Annotated in this window: 27 protein-coding genes; 7 read left to right on the forward strand and 20 right to left on the reverse strand. The window is 65.7% G+C overall.

Annotation, left to right across the window (positions count from 1 at the left end):
• Window positions 1-8 precede the first annotated feature (8 nt).
• The 12 genes from B146_RS29435 to B146_RS0122425 all read right to left on the reverse strand — a co-directional run bounded on the left by B146_RS29435 (window position 9) and on the right by B146_RS0122425 (window position 9,870).
• A complete protein-coding gene (locus B146_RS29435; RefSeq protein WP_019998717.1) occupies window positions 9-533 on the reverse strand; it encodes a phage baseplate assembly protein V in 525 nt (174 codons plus the stop codon).
• Window positions 533-1,342: a hypothetical protein gene (locus B146_RS29440; protein WP_019998718.1), complete on the reverse strand. Its 810-nt coding sequence runs from the start codon at window positions 1,340-1,342 to the stop codon at window positions 533-535. Before B146_RS29440 ends, B146_RS29435 begins: the two co-directional genes overlap by 1 nt.
• Window positions 1,339-1,722 (reverse strand): hypothetical protein, encoded by a 384-nt coding sequence (locus tag B146_RS0122380; RefSeq protein ID WP_019998719.1) that lies wholly within the window; start codon window positions 1,720-1,722, stop codon window positions 1,339-1,341. Before B146_RS0122380 ends, B146_RS29440 begins: the two co-directional genes overlap by 4 nt.
• Window positions 1,723-1,725: 3 nt before the next feature.
• Complete coding sequence (locus tag B146_RS0122385; protein ID WP_019998720.1) at window positions 1,726-1,941, reverse strand: hypothetical protein; 216 nt, start codon at window positions 1,939-1,941, stop codon at window positions 1,726-1,728.
• 1 nt (window position 1,942) lies between these two features.
• The gene (locus tag B146_RS0122390; protein ID WP_019998721.1) at window positions 1,943-2,968 is read right to left on the reverse strand and encodes a major capsid protein; all 1,026 of its coding nucleotides are present in this window, start codon (window positions 2,966-2,968) and stop codon (window positions 1,943-1,945) included.
• Window positions 2,969-2,983: 15 nt separating this feature from the next.
• Window positions 2,984-3,358, reverse strand: a complete 375-nt coding sequence (locus B146_RS0122395) for a head decoration protein (RefSeq protein ID WP_019998722.1) — start codon at window positions 3,356-3,358, stop codon at window positions 2,984-2,986.
• Window positions 3,359-3,370: 12 nt separating this feature from the next.
• On the reverse strand, window positions 3,371-4,456 hold the full coding sequence (locus tag B146_RS0122400; RefSeq protein ID WP_019998723.1) for a head maturation protease, ClpP-related: 1,086 nt from the start codon (window positions 4,454-4,456) through the stop codon (window positions 3,371-3,373).
• 11 nt (window positions 4,457-4,467) lie between these two features.
• Entirely contained in the window at window positions 4,468-4,710 is a 243-nt protein-coding gene (locus tag B146_RS0122405) for a hypothetical protein (RefSeq protein WP_019998724.1), read from the reverse strand.
• Window positions 4,703-6,340: a phage portal protein gene (locus B146_RS27120; RefSeq protein ID WP_040408891.1), complete on the reverse strand. Its 1,638-nt coding sequence runs from the start codon at window positions 6,338-6,340 to the stop codon at window positions 4,703-4,705. Before B146_RS27120 ends, B146_RS0122405 begins: the two co-directional genes overlap by 8 nt.
• A 12-nt stretch (window positions 6,341-6,352) precedes the next feature.
• On the reverse strand, window positions 6,353-8,491 hold the full coding sequence (locus tag B146_RS0122415; RefSeq protein WP_019998726.1) for a terminase gpA endonuclease subunit: 2,139 nt from the start codon (window positions 8,489-8,491) through the stop codon (window positions 6,353-6,355).
• Window positions 8,488-9,102: a hypothetical protein gene (locus B146_RS0122420; RefSeq protein WP_019998727.1), complete on the reverse strand. Its 615-nt coding sequence runs from the start codon at window positions 9,100-9,102 to the stop codon at window positions 8,488-8,490. The genes B146_RS0122415 and B146_RS0122420 overlap by 4 nt, the downstream gene beginning before the upstream one ends.
• Window positions 9,103-9,282: 180 nt before the next feature.
• Window positions 9,283-9,870: a phage tail protein gene (locus B146_RS0122425; RefSeq protein WP_026358862.1), complete on the reverse strand. Its 588-nt coding sequence runs from the start codon at window positions 9,868-9,870 to the stop codon at window positions 9,283-9,285.
• A gap of 171 nt (window positions 9,871-10,041) precedes the next feature.
• Between B146_RS0122425 and B146_RS0122430 the strand changes: the two genes are divergently transcribed.
• The gene (locus B146_RS0122430) at window positions 10,042-10,995 is read left to right on the forward strand and encodes an AraC family transcriptional regulator (protein WP_026358863.1); all 954 of its coding nucleotides are present in this window, start codon (window positions 10,042-10,044) and stop codon (window positions 10,993-10,995) included.
• 361 nt (window positions 10,996-11,356) lie between these two features.
• Here B146_RS0122430 and B146_RS0122440 read toward each other — a convergent pair whose 3' ends face one another.
• From B146_RS0122440 to B146_RS0122455, 4 genes are all read right to left on the reverse strand, one after another.
• Complete coding sequence (locus B146_RS0122440; RefSeq protein WP_244498209.1) at window positions 11,357-12,316, reverse strand: hypothetical protein; 960 nt, start codon at window positions 12,314-12,316, stop codon at window positions 11,357-11,359.
• Window positions 12,317-12,639: 323 nt separating this feature from the next.
• Window positions 12,640-14,484 carry a DNA primase family protein gene (locus B146_RS0122445; RefSeq protein WP_019998732.1) on the reverse strand — a complete coding sequence of 615 codons (1,845 nt, stop codon included), beginning with the start codon at window positions 14,482-14,484 and terminating at the stop codon, window positions 12,640-12,642.
• A gap of 1 nt (window position 14,485) precedes the next feature.
• Window positions 14,486-15,679, reverse strand: a complete 1,194-nt coding sequence (locus tag B146_RS0122450; RefSeq protein ID WP_244498207.1) for a primase-helicase zinc-binding domain-containing protein — start codon at window positions 15,677-15,679, stop codon at window positions 14,486-14,488.
• A gap of 101 nt (window positions 15,680-15,780) precedes the next feature.
• A complete protein-coding gene (locus B146_RS0122455) occupies window positions 15,781-16,059 on the reverse strand; it encodes a hypothetical protein (RefSeq protein WP_192843333.1) in 279 nt (92 codons plus the stop codon).
• A gap of 179 nt (window positions 16,060-16,238) precedes the next feature.
• Here B146_RS0122455 and B146_RS29225 point away from each other — a divergent pair, with 179 nt between their 5' ends.
• Window positions 16,239-16,526, forward strand: a complete 288-nt coding sequence (locus B146_RS29225; protein ID WP_155897667.1) for a hypothetical protein — start codon at window positions 16,239-16,241, stop codon at window positions 16,524-16,526.
• Window positions 16,527-16,534: 8 nt separating this feature from the next.
• Here the strand turns inward: B146_RS29225 and B146_RS0122465 are convergent, their stop codons facing one another.
• The 4 genes from B146_RS0122465 to B146_RS30325 are packed head-to-tail and all read right to left on the reverse strand — an operon-like array spanning window position 16,535 to window position 17,970.
• On the reverse strand, window positions 16,535-16,789 hold the full coding sequence (locus tag B146_RS0122465) for a hypothetical protein (protein ID WP_244498206.1): 255 nt from the start codon (window positions 16,787-16,789) through the stop codon (window positions 16,535-16,537).
• A 53-nt stretch (window positions 16,790-16,842) separates the two neighbouring features.
• Window positions 16,843-17,289, reverse strand: coding sequence for a hypothetical protein (locus B146_RS29230; protein ID WP_155897669.1), 447 nt, complete (start codon window positions 17,287-17,289; stop codon window positions 16,843-16,845).
• Entirely contained in the window at window positions 17,267-17,713 is a 447-nt protein-coding gene (locus B146_RS0122475) for a hypothetical protein (protein ID WP_019998738.1), read from the reverse strand. The genes B146_RS29230 and B146_RS0122475 overlap by 23 nt, the downstream gene beginning before the upstream one ends.
• Entirely contained in the window at window positions 17,710-17,970 is a 261-nt protein-coding gene (locus B146_RS30325) for a helix-turn-helix domain-containing protein (protein ID WP_040408893.1), read from the reverse strand. Before B146_RS30325 ends, B146_RS0122475 begins: the two co-directional genes overlap by 4 nt.
• On the opposite strand from B146_RS30325, the gene B146_RS28695 reads away from it, so the two are divergent.
• The 5 genes from B146_RS28695 (at window position 17,969) to B146_RS28070 (ending at window position 19,996) form a co-directional block, all read left to right on the forward strand.
• A complete protein-coding gene (locus tag B146_RS28695) occupies window positions 17,969-18,385 on the forward strand; it encodes a helix-turn-helix domain-containing protein (protein ID WP_244498205.1) in 417 nt (138 codons plus the stop codon). The two genes, B146_RS30325 and B146_RS28695, sit on opposite strands and share 2 nt — an antisense overlap.
• Before the next feature lie 318 nt (window positions 18,386-18,703).
• Entirely contained in the window at window positions 18,704-19,009 is a 306-nt protein-coding gene (locus tag B146_RS0122485) for a hypothetical protein (protein WP_019998739.1), read from the forward strand.
• Window positions 19,006-19,221, forward strand: a complete 216-nt coding sequence (locus B146_RS0122490) for a hypothetical protein (RefSeq protein ID WP_019998740.1) — start codon at window positions 19,006-19,008, stop codon at window positions 19,219-19,221. Before B146_RS0122485 ends, B146_RS0122490 begins: the two co-directional genes overlap by 4 nt.
• A complete protein-coding gene (locus tag B146_RS0122495) occupies window positions 19,221-19,418 on the forward strand; it encodes a hypothetical protein (protein WP_019998741.1) in 198 nt (65 codons plus the stop codon). The genes B146_RS0122490 and B146_RS0122495 overlap by 1 nt, the downstream gene beginning before the upstream one ends.
• Window positions 19,415-19,996, forward strand: a complete 582-nt coding sequence (locus B146_RS28070) for a hypothetical protein (RefSeq protein WP_019998742.1) — start codon at window positions 19,415-19,417, stop codon at window positions 19,994-19,996. The genes B146_RS0122495 and B146_RS28070 overlap by 4 nt, the downstream gene beginning before the upstream one ends.
• The last annotated feature ends 77 nt before the right edge of the window (window positions 19,997-20,073 follow it).

Here is a 20,073-nt window from a genome sequence, read left to right on the forward strand (position 1 = left end):
AGCCGCTCCTACTCTGGCGGGTTGGTCTGCGATCCGCCGCGCTGGACGCCCGTGTGAATATGGCTGGAGCCGATATTGCGGCCGTCATGAGTGACGCGGCCGCCGGTGACGGTGAGGCCGTCGCCGGAGATCCGCACTCTCGTGCCGCCCGCCGTGACCACCAGCGCGCCATCGGCGACGGACAGGCGCACGCCGGCATCCTCGAAGACGTTGGCGTTCATGTCGGCATTCGGGCTGGCGTGCTCGCCGCCGTAACCGCCGCGCAGAAGGAAGCCCTGGCGCATGTCGCCGTTCGGGCTGATCTGGCCGACGATCTGACCGACCTTCAGCGGCACGCTGGTCTTGCCGGTCTCGGGATGCGGCAGCCAGGGCGAGAGCCAGTCGCCGCCCTCGCCGTCCTGGCCGAGCTTCAGACGATAGCCCTTCTCGGGATCGACCTTCGCGACCGTGCCGACCCGCAGGAGGTTGGCGACGGTGGAGCGCGTTTCCTCGACCAGCTGCCGAAGCTCGGCGATCTTCCGATAGACCGACATCAGGGCACCTCGCGCGAGCCGTTGCCGTCGATGGAAACGCCGCTGCCGACAAAGGCCGGCGTCAGGCGCTCGGCATCCGCCGCCAACGGGCCGAGCCCAAGCGCCGCCAGTTCGCGCCGTGTGAGACCGTGGCGGGCCTGGCCCTGTTTCCAGTCCGGCATGGCGTCGCCGACGAGGCCGCGCATGGCCAAACTCTGCGTGCGATAGGTTTCGTCGCCGCTCGCCTCCATCGCCTCGAGGACGCGGGCGATCGGCGCGGCCGGATCGAGCGGCGTTCCGCGAACCGGATCGGGCAACAGGGATACCGTGATGCGGGTTTGATGTCCGGCCAGCTTCTGACCGTTCTCCGCCGTGCGCCGGCTGCCGACCTCGACCCGGTCCACCCCAACGAAGAGCGAGCGGAAAATGTCCGCCCATTCACTGTCGGGATCGGAAAGCGCGTCGAGGACCTGCCGCTGAACCAGATCGAGAAAGAACTCGAAGCTGCGATCGCTGGCCGGGATCGACACGCCGACGATCGTGGTCTGGCCGGTCGCGCGATCGAGCTCGGTCATCGCCATGGAGATGCCGATCTCGATCACGAGAACGCAGGCCCCGTTCGTCGCAAGATCGCGGCCCATGACGTCCACGGCGACGCCCTCGTCCGTATAGACGGACACAAAGGGCGCATCCTCGCCGGTCCGCAACCGCCCGTCCGCCAGGATATCGAGCGCGCCGTTCGGACTGTCGAGCACGTTGTCGCCGACCAGCGTGCGGCCCCGAAGGGCCTCGACGGCGGCAATGCGAAGGGCGATCCGGGCAAGGCTCATAGTTCCCCCAAAGCCAAAACGAGGCGCGTGTCGCCCCGATCGTCGATCCGCAGCACCTGGAACCAGGGCTGCCCCGGCCGATCGAGCGCGCAAACCCGGTCGTCCTCACGAACCACCAGATCGGGATAAGCGGCGCGATCGACATGAAGCTCGGCTTTGCCGGCCGCGATGCGCGTGCTCCAGTCCTGCGCGAGACCGCCGGACAGGTTCCGCTCGTCGCCCCCGCCGACTCGAAGAACGGCGCGGATGTCGCGTGCGTGGCGCTCGGCATCGAGCACCCCGCGCCGAAGAAAGGAAAACCGAACCGGCTCGGCAAAGGTCCGGTCGACGGCGGCGACGATGCGGGACCGCAGGTCGCCGCCCGATCCCATGACCGGCATGGGTCAGCTTGACGCGGTGAGAGCCGCCGCGATCTCGGCCTTGGTGGCGTTCGCGGGATGCTGGATGTCGCGCGCCTTCGCGAGAGCAACCAGCTCGTCGCGCGTCAGCCCGTCGAGGTCGAGGATTTCAGTCGATGCGGGCTCGGCCTCGGTCTCGGCGAACTGCCCGCCCTGTCGGAAGCGGCCCCCGTGGAAGCCAGGTTCGGTGACGATGCCCATCTTACTTCGCCTTTCCGGAGATCAAGGTTTCGGGGCGCGTCGCGACCGGCAGCGGATAGCTATAGATCTCGACGCGGTCGAAGGCGTCGCGCCCCGAATTGTCCGGCAGGATCAGGCCGTAATATTCGCGGCCCCGCTGGTTCAGGAACGGCTTGAACTCGTTCGCAGGCGAGTAGCCGACCTTGAAGGCGCCGCGCAGGCCGATCGGGAAGAAGCGCGCTTCCGCCGTGTCGATCGCGATGGTCGAGCCGTCGTCCGTGCCGCGATAGTTGATGAAGACGATGTCTTCGATCTCGATCGACGAGAAGCCCTGGATGTTCTCCAGCGAGGAGGCCCGCTCCGTGCCGAGCTTGGATTCCTTGATCTGCTTGTGGTTCACGAGCAGGTCGAAGAACTCGTCGCCGACGAGCGCGCCGATCCGGGCGCCCGGCGTCCAGGCGCCCTTGGCCGCCTTGATCATCTGCCGTTTCAGGTCGCGGCACTTCTTGCGCACGTCCGTTTCCGGCTTGTCGAGTTCGAAGTTGACGACCGCCGGGCGGGCGATGCCCCAGAAGTTGAACCAGTCGACAATCACCTTGCCGTTGGAGTCAAGAACCTTCCCCTGCACCGCCCCGAAGCGCATGTGCTCCATGGTGAGTTCGAGATCCTCGAGGATCTGGCGCGTGCGATCGGCGATCTCCGCCGCGACGTCGCGAGTCTGCACCTCGAAGGGCAGTGCCGTGACGCCGGCGAGCTGCGAGGCCCAGACCGTCGAGCCCTTGGCGAGACGCACCGTGTCGAACTTGCGAACCGTGTCGGTCTCGACGTCGAGCTCGACGGGCGGTGCTCCCATCTCCGAAGTCGGGATCAGCGACATGGTGCCGCCGCGCAGTTGAACGGCGATGGTGCGCGAGCGCGAATAGATCGGCTCAAAAATGCCGAGGCCGCCCAGCAGCGAGGGCCGGAACACGGTGCGCTCCACGATCTCCTCGTGGAATTCGATCGCGCCCCAGCCGTTCTGATTGAAGATGTCGGTGACAAGTGCCATCGGGTGCGGCCCTCCTTATCGGCCGACAATGCCGAGCGCGGCGAGGCTCGCCATCGCAGCGGTCTTCTGTGCATCGGTTGTGCCCGCGCCCCAGTTGAGCGCGTCGGCATGGACCTCGGCGTCGCGCGCGGTGATCGTCCGGCGCACATCCTGGGCGGTCGCATCGCAGCCTTCCCAGAGGATCGCGACGGCCTTTTCCGAGCCGTCCGCCGCCCCGGGCGCGAAGGTCGAGAGCTTGCCGCTCGCCGTGATCCGGCCGAGCACGGTGCCGGCCCGGAGCTTGCCGGCACCGCTCGCGACGATCGCCTGTTCGCGCGAGCGATAGCCCTGCGCTTCCGACACGAGATAGTGCCCGGCCCCGGCGGTCCGGTCCTGCGTGAGAATGTCCATGGGTCAGCTCCCTTAGCGGCGCTTGTTGCGGGCGTCGGCTGCCGCCGACAGGATCGCGCGGTCGCCGTTCGGCCTCGGCCCCTCACCGCCGCCGTTCAGCCCCTCGGCGTTCATCACGCGCTGCTGGAAGGCGGTGACGCCCGTCGTCGTCAAGCTGGTCGCTGCCGGGCCATCGCCCTGCACGGAGGGCGCAGCGCCTTTCGGCGCGCGGGCGAGCGCAGCCTTCACCTTCTCGACCGCGTCATCGGTCTCGTCGGCGAAGTAGGAGGCAAGGCTCTCGCGGCCCTTCGCCTCGTCGAGCGCCATGATCTCCGACCGGCGCTGGCGGGCGGAGGCGAGCGCCGCCGCCACGGCGGATGCGATCGCAGCACTGTGGTCGGGAGCGTTGCCCCCGTTCGGGTTGTCGGCCACGGGGGGCTCCTTGTTCGGTTGGGTGGTCTGGGGCTGCGCGGATGCGACCGGGGCGCCCGGGCGCCGCGAAACGGCGAGTGTCCAGTTCCGGCGCTTGGCGAGCGCCGTGAGCTTTTGCGGCGCATGGGTATAGGCGCGGTAGTCGAAGGCGGCGACGGGCTCGGCCTTGCCGGTGCCCGCCTCGTCTGCGAAGCCATCGGCCACCGCGTCTTCAGGCGCGTACCAACGCTCGGCCTTCATGATCGCCCGGCACTCGGCGGCGGTCTTGCCGCTCTTGTCGGCATAGACACGGGCATAGGCCGTCGCGAGCGCCTCAAGGCCCGCCATGGTCTTGTTGTGCTCGTCCACTGTTCCGAAGGTCCAGGACGCCGGATCGTGGATCATCAGGACCGACCCAGCTGACATGGTGACCGTGTCGCCCGCCATGACGATCAGCGACGCGGCAGAGGCCGCGATCCCCTCCACGACGAAGTTCGTCGGACCGGCGCGTCCGGCAAACAGCGCATGGATCGCTGCCCCTTCGGTCGCGATACCGCCGCCCGAGTTCACATGCACCGTCAGCGTCGCGTCCGTATCGATCTGCGCGAGGGCGAGAAGCACGTCGCCATAGGTGAAATAGTCGCCGTCCCAGAGGTCGCCGACATTGCCGGACAGCGTCAGCTTTCCGTCATTCAAGATTGCGGCCATGTGGCCCTCCCTCAGTAAGGCCGGGCGCGCGCCGGCAGGGCATAGCGGGTGCGCCGCACGGTTTCCCCTCGCGCCTGTGCACAGCGCCGCAAGGCCTCGTTCAGGGCGCGCGTCACCTCGGCGAGCGAGGCGTTGGCAAAGCGCGTCATGTCAGAGCCGAAGCGCGCCTCGGTAATCATCTCGCCTGTCAGCAGGGCTTCCTCGACACGCCGAAGCTTGGCGGCCCGCGCGCACCAGTCGATTTCGTCAGCCATCGTCAGTCCCTCCCGACGGTTCGCGGTTGCCGTCCGCCGCCATCCCGTTCGGCCCGGCGCCTCCGGTCGATCGACCAAAGGGCGTGGGGATTCCGAGCTCGGTGAGCAGCTTGACCTCGCGCCCGATCTGCATGGCCGTTTCTTCCCAGTCCCGCCCGAGCAGCGCGGCTTCGTCGGCGAGCGAGGACAGACCGAGTTCCAGGCGCAGACGAGAAGCCTGCGCGCTCTTGGCATCGTCGGCGCTCGGTTGCGCCGGCCCCTGCCATTCGGCCCAAACGACGCGATCCCGGTTGGCGACGAAGGCGGCGTAGCCACCGCGGAAGGGGATGCGCCCTTCGCGGATGCTTTCCTCGAGCCAGGCCTCGTAAATCGCCTGCGCGAAAGGCACGGCGATGCGCTCGCGTCGGCGCAGGACAATCGGCCAGATCGAAGCGTTGCCCATGCGGACCGACGAGTAGGTCGCGCCGCTGTGGTCGCCCGTGAAGCTCTCGACCGTGACGCCTATGCGGCGCGCCATCTCGCGCTTTAGGTCCTTCGAATAAGGCAGATATTGCGAGCCCGGCGTCGCCGCCGTGTGCATCTCGAACTCTTCGCCGGGGCCGAGATGGTTGACTTGCGAGGGGCCGGTGATCGACAGGCTTTTCTCGCGCAGGGCGCCGAGCCGCGCGTCCCACAGATCGACGAAGTCCTGCGCCAGCTCCTGCAACCCATCGAGCGAGGTCGCGTCCTCATCGTCGGCGAGCTTCCGGATCGCCTCGAAGGCCTCGTCGCTTGGCTCCGGGCTTTTAATGGTCGCCGCGAAAATGGTCTGCAGGAGCGCCGTCGCGAGCGTCGCGTCAGCCAGCTGGTCGGACTGGGCGAGAACCTTCAGGATCGGCGCCAGCACCGAGATGCCGCGCGCCGAGCCGGGATTGTCACTGCGGTCCATGACATGGATCACGTCCGACGCGCGGATGTCGCTGTCGATCTCCATGCCGCCCTGGCGACGCCTAAATCGGTAGGCCCGGACGCGGCCGCGCGCATCGTGCAGAATGCCCTGATCGAGCCCTTCGAATTCGTTCGAGCTGCGTGGCAGGCGGTGCGGCGACACGAGCGAGACCTTGGTCCCGGACCGCACGCCATAGGTCTGCCGCTCGGCACGCGTCAGGAAGTCGAGAACGCCAAAGGCCTCGCCATAGACGAGATAATGGCGGACAACGGCGTCCAACATCTCTGCGATCGTCGCCTTGCCGGCGAGATCACATTCCGCCGGCGTCCAGGCCCAGCGCCGCCATTCCGCCTCGACGAGGCGACACCAGGCGGCACGTTGCTTGTCGGTGTAGCCGAGGCCCGTCAGGTCCGGCCGGGCATTGAGTTTCAGTTCGGTGCCGATCGTGTCGGCGACGACCTGGTCGGCCGCACCGGCCAGCCAGCCCGAATTGTGCAGGAAGTCGAGGGCGAGCGCTGCGGCCCGCCCGGCGGCTTCCCGCACATCGAGATGCTGATCCCGTGCGACGGCACGCCGACCCGCCAGGAGGCCGGCCGCGTCAGAGCGCAGGTAGCGGGAGACGGCGCTGCGAGAGCGTGGCGCAGGCGGAATGGCGTCGACAGAGCGCCCCGCCTGGACGCTAACGCGGGGCTTTTCTCGCATCGTCTTCCTGTTCTAGCTGTACCCCTTCCAGCGCGTGCGCTGCCGGGGCTTGGGCGGAATGGCGTCCTCATCGTCCGTTTGACGGGCTTTCCGCTCCTTTCGAGCGGGCCGGGCAAACGGGCTTTCATCGGCGGCCTCGAAGAGATCGGCGACGTCCTCGCGGCCGTGCACGTCGATCAGAAGGTCTTCCCAGCGCTCGGCCGTCAGGCGGCGCTTGCGCTCGATGTGCCAGGCCAGCGCCAGGGCGTAGACCGTGGCGTCGAACCAGTCGTTCTTGCGCCCCACGATCTTTCGCCAGACGCGATGCGCCGACGAATTGACGAGGCGGCGACTGCGCTTCGTCTGCGCGGCTCGAATTTCCTCGTCCGGATCGACCAGCCGCTCGGCGGTCATCTCCTGGGCGAACTCCTCGTCGCAAAGGTCGGGCGGCATGTGCAGCGTGTTGCGCGGCCAGCGCCCGGCCTCGTCGGTGCCCAGCACGAAGTTGGCAAGGCCGGCCGTGACCTCGGTCTTGGCGTCGTAAAGGCCGACCGGATAGAGCATCACCTTGGAGACGATGCGTCCGTTGCGATCCTTGATGTCCCGCTTCACCGGCGTCCCAAGCCAGGGCAGGTTCGGCTGGTGCCGCCCGTCGAGCGCGTAGACATTCGGCCGCCCCGAGCAGAACCGATACACGCGGTCCGTCGAGAAGCCGGAGTCCACGCCGGACAAGTCCAACCCCTTTTCCGCACCGCCGCCCGCCACGGGATAGGTGCGCGCGAGGGCGTCGGCGAGGGCTATCCACGGCTCGTCCGTCTGGTCGGGTGCGCCCTCGAAGATCTCGCGGTCGATCAGCCAGCGCTGCCCTCGCGGACCGATCGCGTAGACCAGCCACTTGATCCCGTAGCCCTGGACGTCGGCGGCCGACACGAGGAGCGCCGCCTCGCGGGGCACGAGCCGCGTGTCGAAAGGCCTGGCGCGTGCCGCCTCGACGATCTTCTCCCAATCGACCGTGACACCGCCCGGATCGTAAGGGATCGCAAGGTCCTGCTGGCAGAACACGCGCAGCTTCGTCGTGTCGCCCTCGGCCTCGGTCCACCGCATCCAGATGTCGGCGAAGCGCTCGCGCGGCGCGTAGGCCGCCCAGAGGTGATAGCTCGGCTGCCAATCGCGGCAGCGCCCCTCGCAGGGCAGGCAGCGCCAAGCTTCCAGCGTCTCCGCGTCCATGTAACCCGGCACTGCCGGATCGCCCTCCGGCACCCGCATCGCCATCCAGACGCCACGCCGGAGCATCTCGCCCTTATGGCCGTCGAGGATCGCTCGATCGCAGGAGACGCAACGAAAATGCGCCCCGAACCCCTCGCCTTCCTCCGGCCCGCGCATCTGTTCGAGCTCCAGCGGCTGGAACATCTCGCAATGCGGGCACGGCACGTAGAGCAGCCTCCGGTCGCCAGCCTCGAAGTCTGCCGTTATCGGGCATTCCCCGGCGATGCCGGGCGTCGATCCCTGCCACTCCTTGGCAAGGTCGCCATACATCTTCTGTCGGGCGCGTGCCTGATCGCGCGGCGAGCCGCGTCCATCGACGTCTCGCGGGTAGCCCGTGACCTCGTCCATCGCAAGATTCTTGATCGAGACCATCTGCAAGCCCTTGGAGGAGCCTGCGTTGACGATCTGCGCGAAGCCGCCGGCAAAGCGCTTGAAGCTCGTAGTGGAGCCCTGCTCGTCCCGCGAGTTCACGGGCAGCACCTTGTGACGGATGCGTGGGCTCGCCTCGATCGTCGGCTGCAGCTTCACCCGGTTGAACTTGGCAGCCTCCTCCAAGGTCGGCAGCACGATCATCATGGAGCCCGGCGCCTGGTCGACCGTGAAGCCGAACCAGTTCTCGATGGCGGTGGACTTGCCGAGCTGCGCCGCCCAGCGCGCCGCGACCCGGCGTGCCGGATGGTCGGGATGCAGACAGTCTTGCGGCTCGCGCAGATAGGGCACGCGGTCCGTCACGAAGTCACCAGGCCAGGGCGAGCCGGATTCGGGCGACACCTTGCGGTAGCGGTCGGCCCATTCGCTGATGGTCAGGTCCTCGACCGGCCGCGACGCTGCTTCGAGACCTCGAAACAGAACCTCTGCCCCATGCGGAAGCTCTCGAAACAGCTCGCGCGTGCCATGTTGGGTCATTGCAGGCTCGTCCCGTTCGCGGCCTCGTCCAGGGCATCGGCGTCGCCATCGTTTTCCCGCACCCGCCGCATCGCATCGAGGCGCTGCAGGATCTCCTGATGAAAGACCTCGACGCCCTTCTTGGCGAAGGTCTTCAGCGCCAGGCGCACCGTGCGCTCCTCCCATCCGAAGCGGACCGAGAGGCTGGCGGCCTCGCTCTCGACGGCCCGCTCGAAGGCGCTTTGCATCAAGGCCAGCGCCTCGCGACCGGCCCGATCGACCTCGCTCGTGACCGTCAGCTGCTTGCGACGATGCGCGAGATCCATCTCGCGCATCTCGGCCTCGGCATTCGCCTTCCGCGCCGCGCCGTCCGACTGCGATCCAGGAAAGCGCCGGCTGGGCTCGGCCCCCCGCGCCGGCGCAGCCGGCAACCGCAGCCGGATGTTCTCACCGCGATGGGTGATCAGCGCATCCAGATCGACGAGGTTCGACTGGCCCGCTCGCCGGAGCGGAAGCGCTTCGGCATGCTGCTTCAGGTAGCGCGAAAGGGTCGAGCGATCGACCGTATCGCCACGCTCGGCCAGCGCCGTCGCGGCGTCGGTGATCGACACCCACGTTCCGTCGTCGCTCATAACCATCTCCGTGCATCCGTGCGCCCTGCACGTGCGTGCCGTGTACCGCTTTTCGCCCGTTCCACTGCCGAACCCTCGGGCGTCGCCGCCTCGTGAGGGGCAGTTGGCGGCGGAAACGGTCCCTGAACCGGGGGGTGTGGCGCGAATGGCACACCCCGCCGACGCCGGCCAACTGTGCCCCTAGCTGACGACGCCCTTCGTGGCGCGCTTGACCTCGTGTTCGATGCGACGCGGGAGCACCTCAGCCGCCGTTTCCTCGAAGGCCGCCGCGCTCGCTCCCTGCACCATCTCGTTCGGGATCACGACACCCGACTTCGCCCTGGCGATCGGCATGCGCGCTGGGCCAGTGCGGTACATCGCATGACCGTTGGCGACGAAGGCACCCGATGCCAGACGGTTTGGCCACGCGCCGCCCTTCAAGAACGTCGCAGCGAACACGGCCTTTCGGCCGAAGGGCGAGGCCACGACGCCTGCGTCGGTCTCGCTTGGCTTGAAATACTTCAAGCTGATGTTCCCGCCTTCGCCCTCGATGGAATAGGTCAGCTTTTCCCAGCTAGAGCGCCGAACCTTCAGCGCCTTCGTCACGACCTTGGCCTGCAGCCCGGTCTGTTTGGTGAGCGCACGACGAACCTTCGTCTTCGCCATCTCACCCGTCCGGTTTAGAGCACGATTGAGAGCCTTGCGGCTTTCATCGTTCCCCAACGCCCGAATCGCTTCGGAAAAGCGCTTGAGTCCGCGGACGTCTTCCCAACGCAGATCAACGCGCATGAGGGCCCCTGAAAAGCAAATGTCCCGGAAACCGTCGGCCCAAGAAGGGATTTGACCGCGCTCCCAAGTCGATGTGATGCGATGGCGTAAAGATCGTATATCCACGCAAACAAGGGGAGGTTTGCGCGTTCAGCCTTCCCATAGCGTGACATACAAGGGCCAAGCGATCGAATGCGGAGCACGACGTTTACCACCGCCGGCATCCTCCCTGCCGAACGTTACGAAGCGTGGCGCGAGCGTCCTTGGCCCTCAGCAGCCAGGATGTTTCACACGGACAAGCCGTCCGGTGAGTTTCACTCCCATACTCAGTCTTATAAACTTGGCAACATCATCATGAATGACACGCGCATGACCGGCCAGACCTACGGTCGTACGGCGCAGCTGATCCGTTCAGATGGGTTCGATGGGGTCATGATCAGCGTGTATCTATCGGGCCGGTTCCATGGTGAGACGGCGGTGGGTAGCTATAAAGGTGGCCGGGGTGCGGTCATGTTCAAAGACTCCAGCGCCCCCTCCATCCATTCTTCATCCAATGCCCGCTTCATCAATCTGATGTTCAATCGGGAGGACATTCAGCGTCTTGTCCCCAGCATCGATCGCCTGCAAGGGTTCGTTATGACGGGAAAGGATGCCGCCCCTTTGGTGCAGCAGGTCGCTAAATATCTCACGCATTTGCCCAACGCCGCCGACGAGTCAGCCGCGAAGGCAGGCGAAGAACTGACAGGCACCATTCTATCCGTTTTGAACTCGACGGGTGAGATGTCGCTCAGCGAGGAAGCTCACTTTTCGCTTCTACAAACCGAAGTCCGCTGGATCATACAGCAGCGCTACCGCGAGGCCGATCTCGACGTCGCGCGGATCGCCGCTCTGGCGCGCGTGTCCCGCGCGACCCTTTACCGGGCTTTCGCGGACGAGGTAGGCATCTCGGCCTATGTCACTCGCATCAGGGTACAGATGGCCGCTACAGCATTGGCTGATCCGCAGGACAAAAGATTGATCAGCGAAATCGCCTTATCGGTCGGCTTTGACCAAATGAGCAACTTCAATCGTGTGTTCAGGCGCTTCTTCAACTGCACCCCGCGCGACTGGCGCGCTCGATTCCGCCAGGTCAGAGCATCTGCCTAGGCGCAGTAGACAAATCCCTTATAGCCGCGAACGACTAGATGGCGACAACCGGCCATGGGAAGGCGTGAGGGAACAGATCGATCATGTCACGAATAAGAAGGTCGCGAGCGATCGAGAACTCAGCCTGTAACGGATTGCTTGGCTCAGGATCATACCTCTCAAGGGCATGAACCAAGGCTACCCCGAGATCCGCACTCATCGGCTTACAACGGAACGCTTCCGCTGCAAGCGTTAATTCGTAGAGAGCAGCTAGGCGATCAGCATTATCCATCACAGCAGCTCATAAGAAACCCCGGCAGCGATGGTCTCGCTCCGGGGCACTTCTTCGTAGCATGAGAGCTATGTCAAATCCAGGCGCACGTCAAGCGGCCTCCGGGGCTGCTGATGGCGCGCTTGTGGATGGCCGCACCCGGAGCACCCGAGGCGCCGAACGCCGTTCCTCGCCTTCCCAAGGCCACAAAGGAACATTGCAGGACGCGACGAAGAACCGTTCGAGCTTGGTCCGTAATAAACGGGACAGATGATGCAACGCCAGCGCCCAGGCCTGATACTCGATCCGCTCGGCCAAGAGCAACGAAGGGCACGGGTCGAGGTACTGCTTGTTGAAGGCGTCCTTGTAAGGGCGACGTGACTTGGAATTCCAGCCTTCGAGTTCGCGCATCATCGGTGGCTTGCCTGGCCCGGCCTCATTCACCACCCGAAACCACGCCGGCTTCCCGTTCGCCCCCTTCACCGTGCGCCGATAGATCGGCCCATGATCCTGCCACGTCGGCTCGCCGCCGATCACCGCCCGGCGCATCACCGTCGCCCCTAGCCGATCTCCCTTCGGGCAGGCGATGGCCCAGGCCCGAGCGTGAGCGTCGGCCCGCTCGGCAGCGGTCAGCCCCTCGCAGTCCCCAAGCCCATCCCATCCTTCTGGGAACCCGATCTCCCACTCGGCGAAGGCCCGCACCGCCTCGTTCACCACATAGGCGTCGGGATGCGGATAGACCAAGGGCCGATCGTCCGGCGCCGGTCCCGACGTGTCCACCCGAACGCCGAGCACGGCCAGCCGCTCGATCGCGTCCCAGGGTGAGGCCGTGACCACCCAGCGGTCGCGCTCGTCTTCCAGGAACCGATCCAGCTTGGGCATTTCCTCCCGATAGACCCAAGCCAGCAAGTTGCTGATGTCGATCGTCTTTTTACTCACTGACCAAACCTTGCGAGAGTTGAGCGATAGTTTTCCGATGGTTTGAGAGGGTTTGATAAGACCCGATTTATCGAGGAAATACAGTGGGTTGAAAGGGTTTTGAGAGGGTTGCGATAGTTTTTCGGGGTCCATCACATAAGAGGACCATTGGACGGAAGACGGTCTTACGCGCGCACACGTGAGAAACCCTCGCAACCCTCGCAAAGCCTTGCATCACAGGGCTTTGCGATAGTTCACGTGTCGTCCGAAACCCTCGCAAACCCTCGCAGACTATCGCGAGCGGAGGGCGTAGCTTTCCCAATCCCTCGAAAGAGGGCAGCACGAAGCTCTATACGGCAAGAGGCGGACGGGGCGAAGCGGCTATGGTGGTCGAAGCATCGTGTAAATCCTCATAAATGGCTCAAGGCGCGCACCTTGCATGGCGGGGCGGAAACGTATGGGTGGCCTGTGCGGCGCTATTCCTCGCCATCCTTGGGGGCTGGGCCGGCATACCCTTCGGGATATTCCTCCGGCTGTTCCTCGCCATGCCCCCGGCCTCGGCGCTGGCGCTCCGGCACATCCACGAGCTTGACGTTGAGGTAGCGCCGAATGCGTCCGTCCTCCCGCTCGTGGTGCTTGACCATGATGCGCCCGAAGAGCGTCTGCTTGATCGGCAGGATGGCACTGTCTTCGGCGAAGGCGAGATAGGCCTCGTACATTTCACGGGCCGTCACCGATCCCCCGTGATCGGCCACTACGCACCGATCCCGAAACGCGGCTGTCGGATCCATCGCGGCCCGGTACTTCTTGTTCTGGACCGTCACGTCGGTCGGCGTGACCAAGCCCTCGCGCAGATAGATCAGCGCGCCTTCGATCAGCCAGTTCAGGATGCCGGAATGCTCAGCCTCGAACTCGCGCACCACTTCATCGAAGTTGCGTTGCCGCTCCACCGGGATCGTCACCGGCCAGTGGATCACCTCCAGGCGCCGCCAGATGCCGTTGGAAAGGTCCGTGATCTTCGGATAGCCGTTGCCCGACATATGCGTGGTGAAGAGCGGATAGAACTCGAAATACCCGCCAAACAGGGGCCGCGCGGCGATCTTTTCGCCGCCGGTCAGCTTCTTAGCGAGATCGACGCGCAGCTCCTCACCCTCTGGCAGTTCGGGCACGCGCAGAAGCCGCGCGTTTGGAAGCCGGGCGAGATCGGGCGACGCGCCGCCCGCCTGCCCGCTCTCGCCGAAGAAGCTGTTCGCTTCGAGCGTCACGGCATAGCCGCCGAGGACGCGGCAGATGACCTCCATGACGATCGACTTGCCGTTGGCGCCCGACCCTAAGTGGAAGAAGATTTTCTGAGGCGTGATGCCGAGAAGGCCAAGCCCGAACGCCACTTGGAGGAAACGGCGCCGAGCCCTGTCGGGCATGAACTCTTCAAGGAACGCGGTCAGCCTCGGGCACGTCGCCTTCGGATCGTAGGACGTGGGAATGACCGCCGTGATGTAGTCCTGCCGATCGTGCCCGATCCTCACCGCGAAGCGCGCGTACTTGGCCGGGACGACGCTGGGAGCATCGGCTGGGGCGTCCTCGCGTTCCAGATCAGGGTTCGGCACGAGCTCTGTTCCGTGGTGGAAGGTGAGCGTATGCCCCCTCACGGCGACCTTGTAGTGATCCGAATTGAAACTGTCGGCATCGCGCAGAAGGTGCGGCGCGGCGCATTTTAGCATGGCGTCGATCTGCCGGGCGTTCTTCGAGTAGACGGCCCAGTCCAGACGCTCGGCCGCCCGCTTCGTGAACTGGCCTTCGATGCGCTCGGCCTTCTTGATCACGTCGCGATCGTCGTCCGTGCGGCTTCCCTCCGGCTTGTCGCGGGCTTTCTTGGCTTCCGTGATGATGAACATCTGCCCGTTTGAAAGCCGCAGGCAGTCCGCCTCCAGGAGAATGCGATCCCCCAGGAGCTGGGCGAGCCCGTGCGCGGCGCTGTTACCATTGGCGATGTCCCAATGTGTGCCGGTCCACACGCCATAGAGCGCGGTCTTGCCACCCTCCTGCCGCAACACGGTGAGATCGGCCCCGAAATGCGCGATCAGCCGGCGTCCGTTGTCGGTGTCCGAATGATCGAGGCCGGCGCACCAGAGAACAATGCGCTCGCTCGCGTCTTCCGTCTGCGCGGCGCGCGGGATGTCCAGCGATCGCGCGACGGGAAGGTCCTCGCCTTCCTCCGGAATCACATCGGCCGCAGCCGTCAGCGCGGGGCCGCTTTGGCTTTTGGCGTTGGCCAGCATCTCGCTGATGGCAGCGAGGCGTGGGTCGGCTTTCTTCGTCATGTCAGTGTCCGTGGGGAGTGAGGGCAAGAATGTCCGCGAAGTCCATGCCTTCGGGAGGCCATGCGACATCGACGAGCGCACCGCCGGACTGGAGGCGGGTCTTGGCCCGCTGCATGTCCGAGACGGTCGAGACCTGTTCGCTGTCGCCATCGGCGACGAGCAGGATTTCGGTGATCCAGGGCGGCACCTGCATGGCGTCGGCCGGGCTTTGATCGGGCTTGGGAACGGCGCCCTTCACGAACACGGCGCGCGGCACCCCGTTGCGGTTGGGCTTTTTCAAGGTCGGGTGCGTGATGCGCGAGGCGGGGTCGGCCGGGCCGGCAAGGTTGCCGAGATCACCGGCAGCGGCGTAGATCGTATCGGCCCGAACGCCGTCCCCCAGCGCCGCCGCGATGGTGTTTTCGATCCCCTCGCCCGACACGAACCGCGTGCGATGCGGGTCAGGCAGAATGAGACCATCCAGCTCGTAGAACCCGATCAGCGGGATCATCCCGCCCTTCTTCGTCCCGCGCATCTTCTTTGTCGGCAAGGCCTCGCCGCGCGGGGTCTTCGGGTCGCGCAGCACGGGGCGAAACTTCGGCCGTCGTGTCAGATCGATCCACGTCAGATGACAGCCGACGATCTCGCCGGACGGCAGAACGAAGGGCGCGACCATGGCCGGACCGGTGAACAACTCCACGGGCACCCCGCGTGGATCGCGTTCGTCCTCGCCGTGCCAATAGGTCTCGACCATGCTGGTCCGCAGGAACGGCGTCACCGGCAGGTCGCGGGCGTAGCGATCGAGGCGCCGTGCGAGATAGATCGAATGCAGCCCCTCCGGCTGCGCGTTCAGCCATTTGCCGCGCGCAAGCTGTTGCTGACGCTCGCGATAGATGTTGGCGTCCCGGTCGCGCTTGGCCGCCTTCGCCTCGTTCTCGCGCCGCCGCGCCGCCAGCCGCTCGGCGCGCGCCGCCGCTTCAGTCGGGTCCTCCTCATGCCCATCCGGCACGGGCCGCCCGGAAACCGCCGCGCAGGCCTCCAAAAAGTCCGAGGCCCGAGCCAGGTCGAGGCCGAGCACATGCGCGGCAAGGCCGATCGCATCCTTGCCCTGCGCCGCACCCCGGCAGAGCCAGGCGTTCTTCGTCGGGTTGACCTGAAAGCGATCCCTGCCGCCGCAGACAGGGCAAGGCCCGACATGCTCGCCTGTCACGCTCACGGCGCGGAGAGGCCCAAGCGGCAAACGGTGCATCGCCTCGGAGATCGTGACACTCCGCGCCTCTTCGACAAACAGGTCTTTGGCCCGAACCGCTGTCGCCATCATTGCGGCTCACCGCAGATCAGGGCGAGCGGTACGAGCACGGCGGGCGAATAGACCCGTCCGAAGCTCATGCGCTCGCCGCCCTGCGCGCCAGGCAGGCGCAGGAGCGGCCCCGCCCAGCCGTCGCACCAGTACGAGCGCGTGAACAGCCGGCGCAGCGTCGGGTGATCGGCGGCGATGGCGACGAACACCGACACCGGCGCAGGCCGCACGACGACGCCCATGGCTCGCAAGGCCCGCTGCGCCGGATGGCCGAACCCGGCGGTGCGAATAGCCACGCCGACGCTTCCATCACCGATCGGAACTTCGGCACCGATCACCGGCGCGCGCAAAAGGAAGTCGAGGCACCCGGCCCCGTCATGCATTGCGAGCTCGTGCGGCTCGGGAGGGCTCTTGCCGCCCCCTTCGGAAACGACCTTCAACGCCCAACCCTCACTCTGAACTTGACGGATCGAAGATGCGGCCGCTCGCCGAGCACCGTGTCCAGCCGACGCCAGGATCGGCGCCCGGCGCGGACCTCGCGGTCCTCTGCGCGGAAGTCGGATGCGAGGCGGTTGATGGCTTGGAAGACACCGGCCGCCTGCGCAACCGGCCGCTCGAACCGATGTGCCATGTAGAGGTCGTACAGCGCCGCGCCGCGCTGGAGACGGCGGTTGTTCCAAGCCGAGCGATGGCCGGCGCAGCAGAACTCCCGCTCTTGCGGGCCGGGCGCAAGGTCGCAGCCGCATTCAAGACAGGCGTTTAAACGCACCGTCACAGCAGCCTCGCGAGGCCATCCGCCGTGCGCTTGGCGACCTTGTCACGCTCGGCCTTGAGAAACGCGCTGACGCGCCCCACCGTGAGCGCTTCCGCTCCGGGGATCGTGTCGAGAAACAGAAAGCCGTCTGCGCCGCGCCACTCGGCCGCCGCGATATCGCAGCCCGCCACGCCCTTGCGCGCCCAGGCGGCGTTCATCGTCGCAACGATGTCGGCGATGAAGGCAGAGGCATTCCCCTTCGGATCCTTCATGCCGTCGGCCGCGATGATGCGAATGGGCAAAAATGAAGGCTGGGAGCATTGGGTCATGGCACCCAGCCCTCCGGCTGTGTTACCGTGCAGGTTGTGCGACCTGCCTGGGAGACAACCTCGTGATTAGAAGCGTGAACGATGCGCTCAAGCTGAACATCGCTTGCACGCAGTGCTCGCACACGTTCGAAGAAAGCTTGAGCTGGCTTAAGCTGAATTCGGACCTTGCGTGCCCGTCCTGTGGACAACAGCTCAAAGTTCGCATCGAAAGCGGTGGCGTGATCGAACGCATGGGCGGGATCGCGGATCAGTTCGAACAGACCTTGGCCCGGTTTCGCGAACCTCTCAATCGAGACGATCAGCGTCGTTAGAGCGACGATCGCGCTTCGGCAGTCGACGCGGATGGGAAGGGTTTCAGCCGTCACTTCACCGCCTCGCGTGAAGCCGTCTGAATGGATCGTATGACCGCTCGCCAGATCGTCATGCCCCGAACTCCACGGCATCCAGAAGCTCGCTCGCAACGCCGATCAGCTCGCGCAGCTCGCGGGCAACGTTGACGCGGTCGCACTGGTCGACGCGCCCGTCAGCCAGCGCGGCGAGGATCGCGAGCTTGCTTTCGGCGCTTTCTTTCGCGATCCGCGCCACGTCCTCAATCGAGAGCGGGCGCCGCACCCGCTCCGGGTCAGCCTTGTGCCGCTCCACCAGCCATTCGGACACGATCGGCCGTTGCGCGTGGCGCTCCAGGATCATCACGTCGCGCAGGCCCATCCAGCGCTCCGGGTCTGAAATCGACGTTTGCGCGCTGACGGTGGACGCGCTCCGGTGACCGAGGAGCACCTTGGCCGCGACGCAGCCGCCAACAGCCTCGACGAGTGCGTGACTGGTCGCCTTGAGGGCTTTCAGATCGGGGGCGAGGCTGTCCGTCACCGCACCACACCTTGGGAAAGGCGAGGGATCGATTTCGCATGACTATCCGATGAAGCCTTCGCATTCTGGGGTGGCTCAGGAGGAGCGCTGGCAGCAAGTTGGTCGAGAAGGCGGATAGCCGACCCGCGTGGACTCGTGGCCCCCGACTCCCACCGAGAGATGTTCGTACGGTGCACATTCAAGCTCGCTGCGAGTTCGGCTTGCGACCACCCCTGGCGCTCACGCAGTGCTTTGATGTCGGAAGGACGATAGCTCATGGCGGAATGTGTGCATATCGCACATAAGACAGTCAAGTCGAAACGCACACACTATCTAGGGCAAATTGCACTTGTGGAATTCGATGACCGTCCAGACCAGGCTAAACGTTTAGAGCAGGCTCGGAGGGCGGCAGGCTTTGAGAGCGCGCGCGCGGCTGCAATCAGATTTGATTGGAGTTATGACACCTACTCGCAGCATGAACGCGGCGAACGAGGCCTTTCGCGAAGCGCGAAGCGTTACGCGAAAGCCTTCAAGGTTTCCGAAGCGTGGCTGCTGACGGGTGAAACTCATTCGCAGCCAGCTGTTCGAGATGCGCTTATCGACGATCTCCTCAGCCTAAATCCAGCTCACCGGGCGGCTGTTGCTGCACTGGTGCAGTCTCTGAAGAAGGCAGAGAGCGACGAAGTTCCCTGACAAACGTCAGTACAATCTCCCGCTCAGACCGGCCTAACTTCATCCATTCGTCTGCGATCAACTGAGCCGCTATCAAGTCGCTCTCGTCGGCCATTAGCTACTCCCGCCGCCCTGATTCGAGCCTGACCCTTTCGTTTGACGGGAACATAACAGGAACTTAGTCCTACAGAACAGCCCGTCCGGTTGTGGTTTACGTGGAAAACCGCAACCCTAAAACGCACGAACTATCCGCGGCGAACGCAACATGTGCATATTGCACTTGATGAATGAGTGCGTTTCGCACTAACCTGCTCCAATCCCAACGGATGGAGCCCATACATGCCCGTGCGCATTCCCACAGTGGACGGTCTCTCGCTGGTCACGATCCCCGAACACCTCCACGCCTCGCTACGCCGGCTGGCCGAGCGCGCCTACCGTCGCGGCCCGCGCGCTTCGCTCGGCTGGACGGCGAAGGACGGCGAGCCAATCCCGGCCGATCACGTCTCGCAGCTCGCGATCCGCAACCTCTGCAAGGTGCGCCCCACCAGCCGCAACCGCATCTTCGACCGCGCCGAGCTGACCGAACTCGGCCGCGAAGTGGCCGAGATGGTCGCGCGCGCCAAGTCGAAGGGGTCGGCCGAATGAAGCCGAACCTTCACCCCGAGCAGGCCAAGGCCCTCTACCGCGAGATCGCGAACGACGCCGGCCCGCGCCCCTCCGCTGCCCCGGCCAGCAGCCCGGCCCCCTCCGAAAACGGTGGCCCCGTTTCCGACAACACGCTTGAGCTGGCGATCACGGGCTTTCTCGCCCTGGTCGGCTTCGTAGTCGTGATGGCTGCTATCAGGAGCCTCGTCTGATGCGCGGCGCCCTTACAGCCGAGCTGCGCGAGACCGCGCGCATCCTCAGGCACTTCGTCCCCCTCGGCCGCGTCCTTCGTGCTTCGGCCGAGTTCGTCGCCGTCGCTGGCATGATTGGCGCCGTCACCGTCTACGGCATCGCCACCACCACGCCAGCCCCGCGCGGCACGCTCATGATCGCGGAGGCGGCGCGATGAACGACGATCAGCAAATCGTTCGCACGATTGAGGACCGACTGCCCGAGCCCGATAGCCTCGTGCTCGCGCTTCTCCGTCTACTGGACGGCCGATCGCGCCCGCACATCATGGACGCGCTCATGAAGGCGTCGGCCGCAGTCATCTTCCACGGCAATGGTAACACGACGCGCGCCCTCGGCGAGGTCGCCGGGCACTTCGCCAACATGGAAGACATGGTGAAGGCGCACTATGCCGGCTCGCGCGAGCCGCCCTTTGCGCTGCTGGCACCGCCGCTCGCCGAAGTCCGCCCCGAAGTCGCGGTCTTTGCTCTGCGCATGGAAGCGCGCTTGCGCGAAAACGACCACAAGCCCGGCTGGAAGACCGAGCACCCGCAATGGCTCACTGATCAGAGCACCCGCCACGCGGCCAAGCTCGCGCTCGCCGTGGACCGGCTGTTGAACGACGGGGTGCGGAACCTCGACGCCAACCGCAACGCCGTCCCAACCGCCGCCGCCGACCTCGCGAACTTCGCGATGATGGTGGCCGATGTGGTCACGGCGGGCGGCCTCGCCGGCAAGGCGGAGGGAGAGGCCGCATGAACCGCGACCAGCTCACCCTTGCCCGTCAGGCCCTCGGCCTGCCCAACCCGCGCCGGCAGTCCTATGCGAACCACTTC

This window comes from Aureimonas ureilytica DSM 18598 = NBRC 106430, assembly GCF_000382705.1.
In the GTDB taxonomy this organism is placed as follows: domain Bacteria; phylum Pseudomonadota; class Alphaproteobacteria; order Rhizobiales; family Rhizobiaceae; genus Aureimonas; species Aureimonas ureilytica.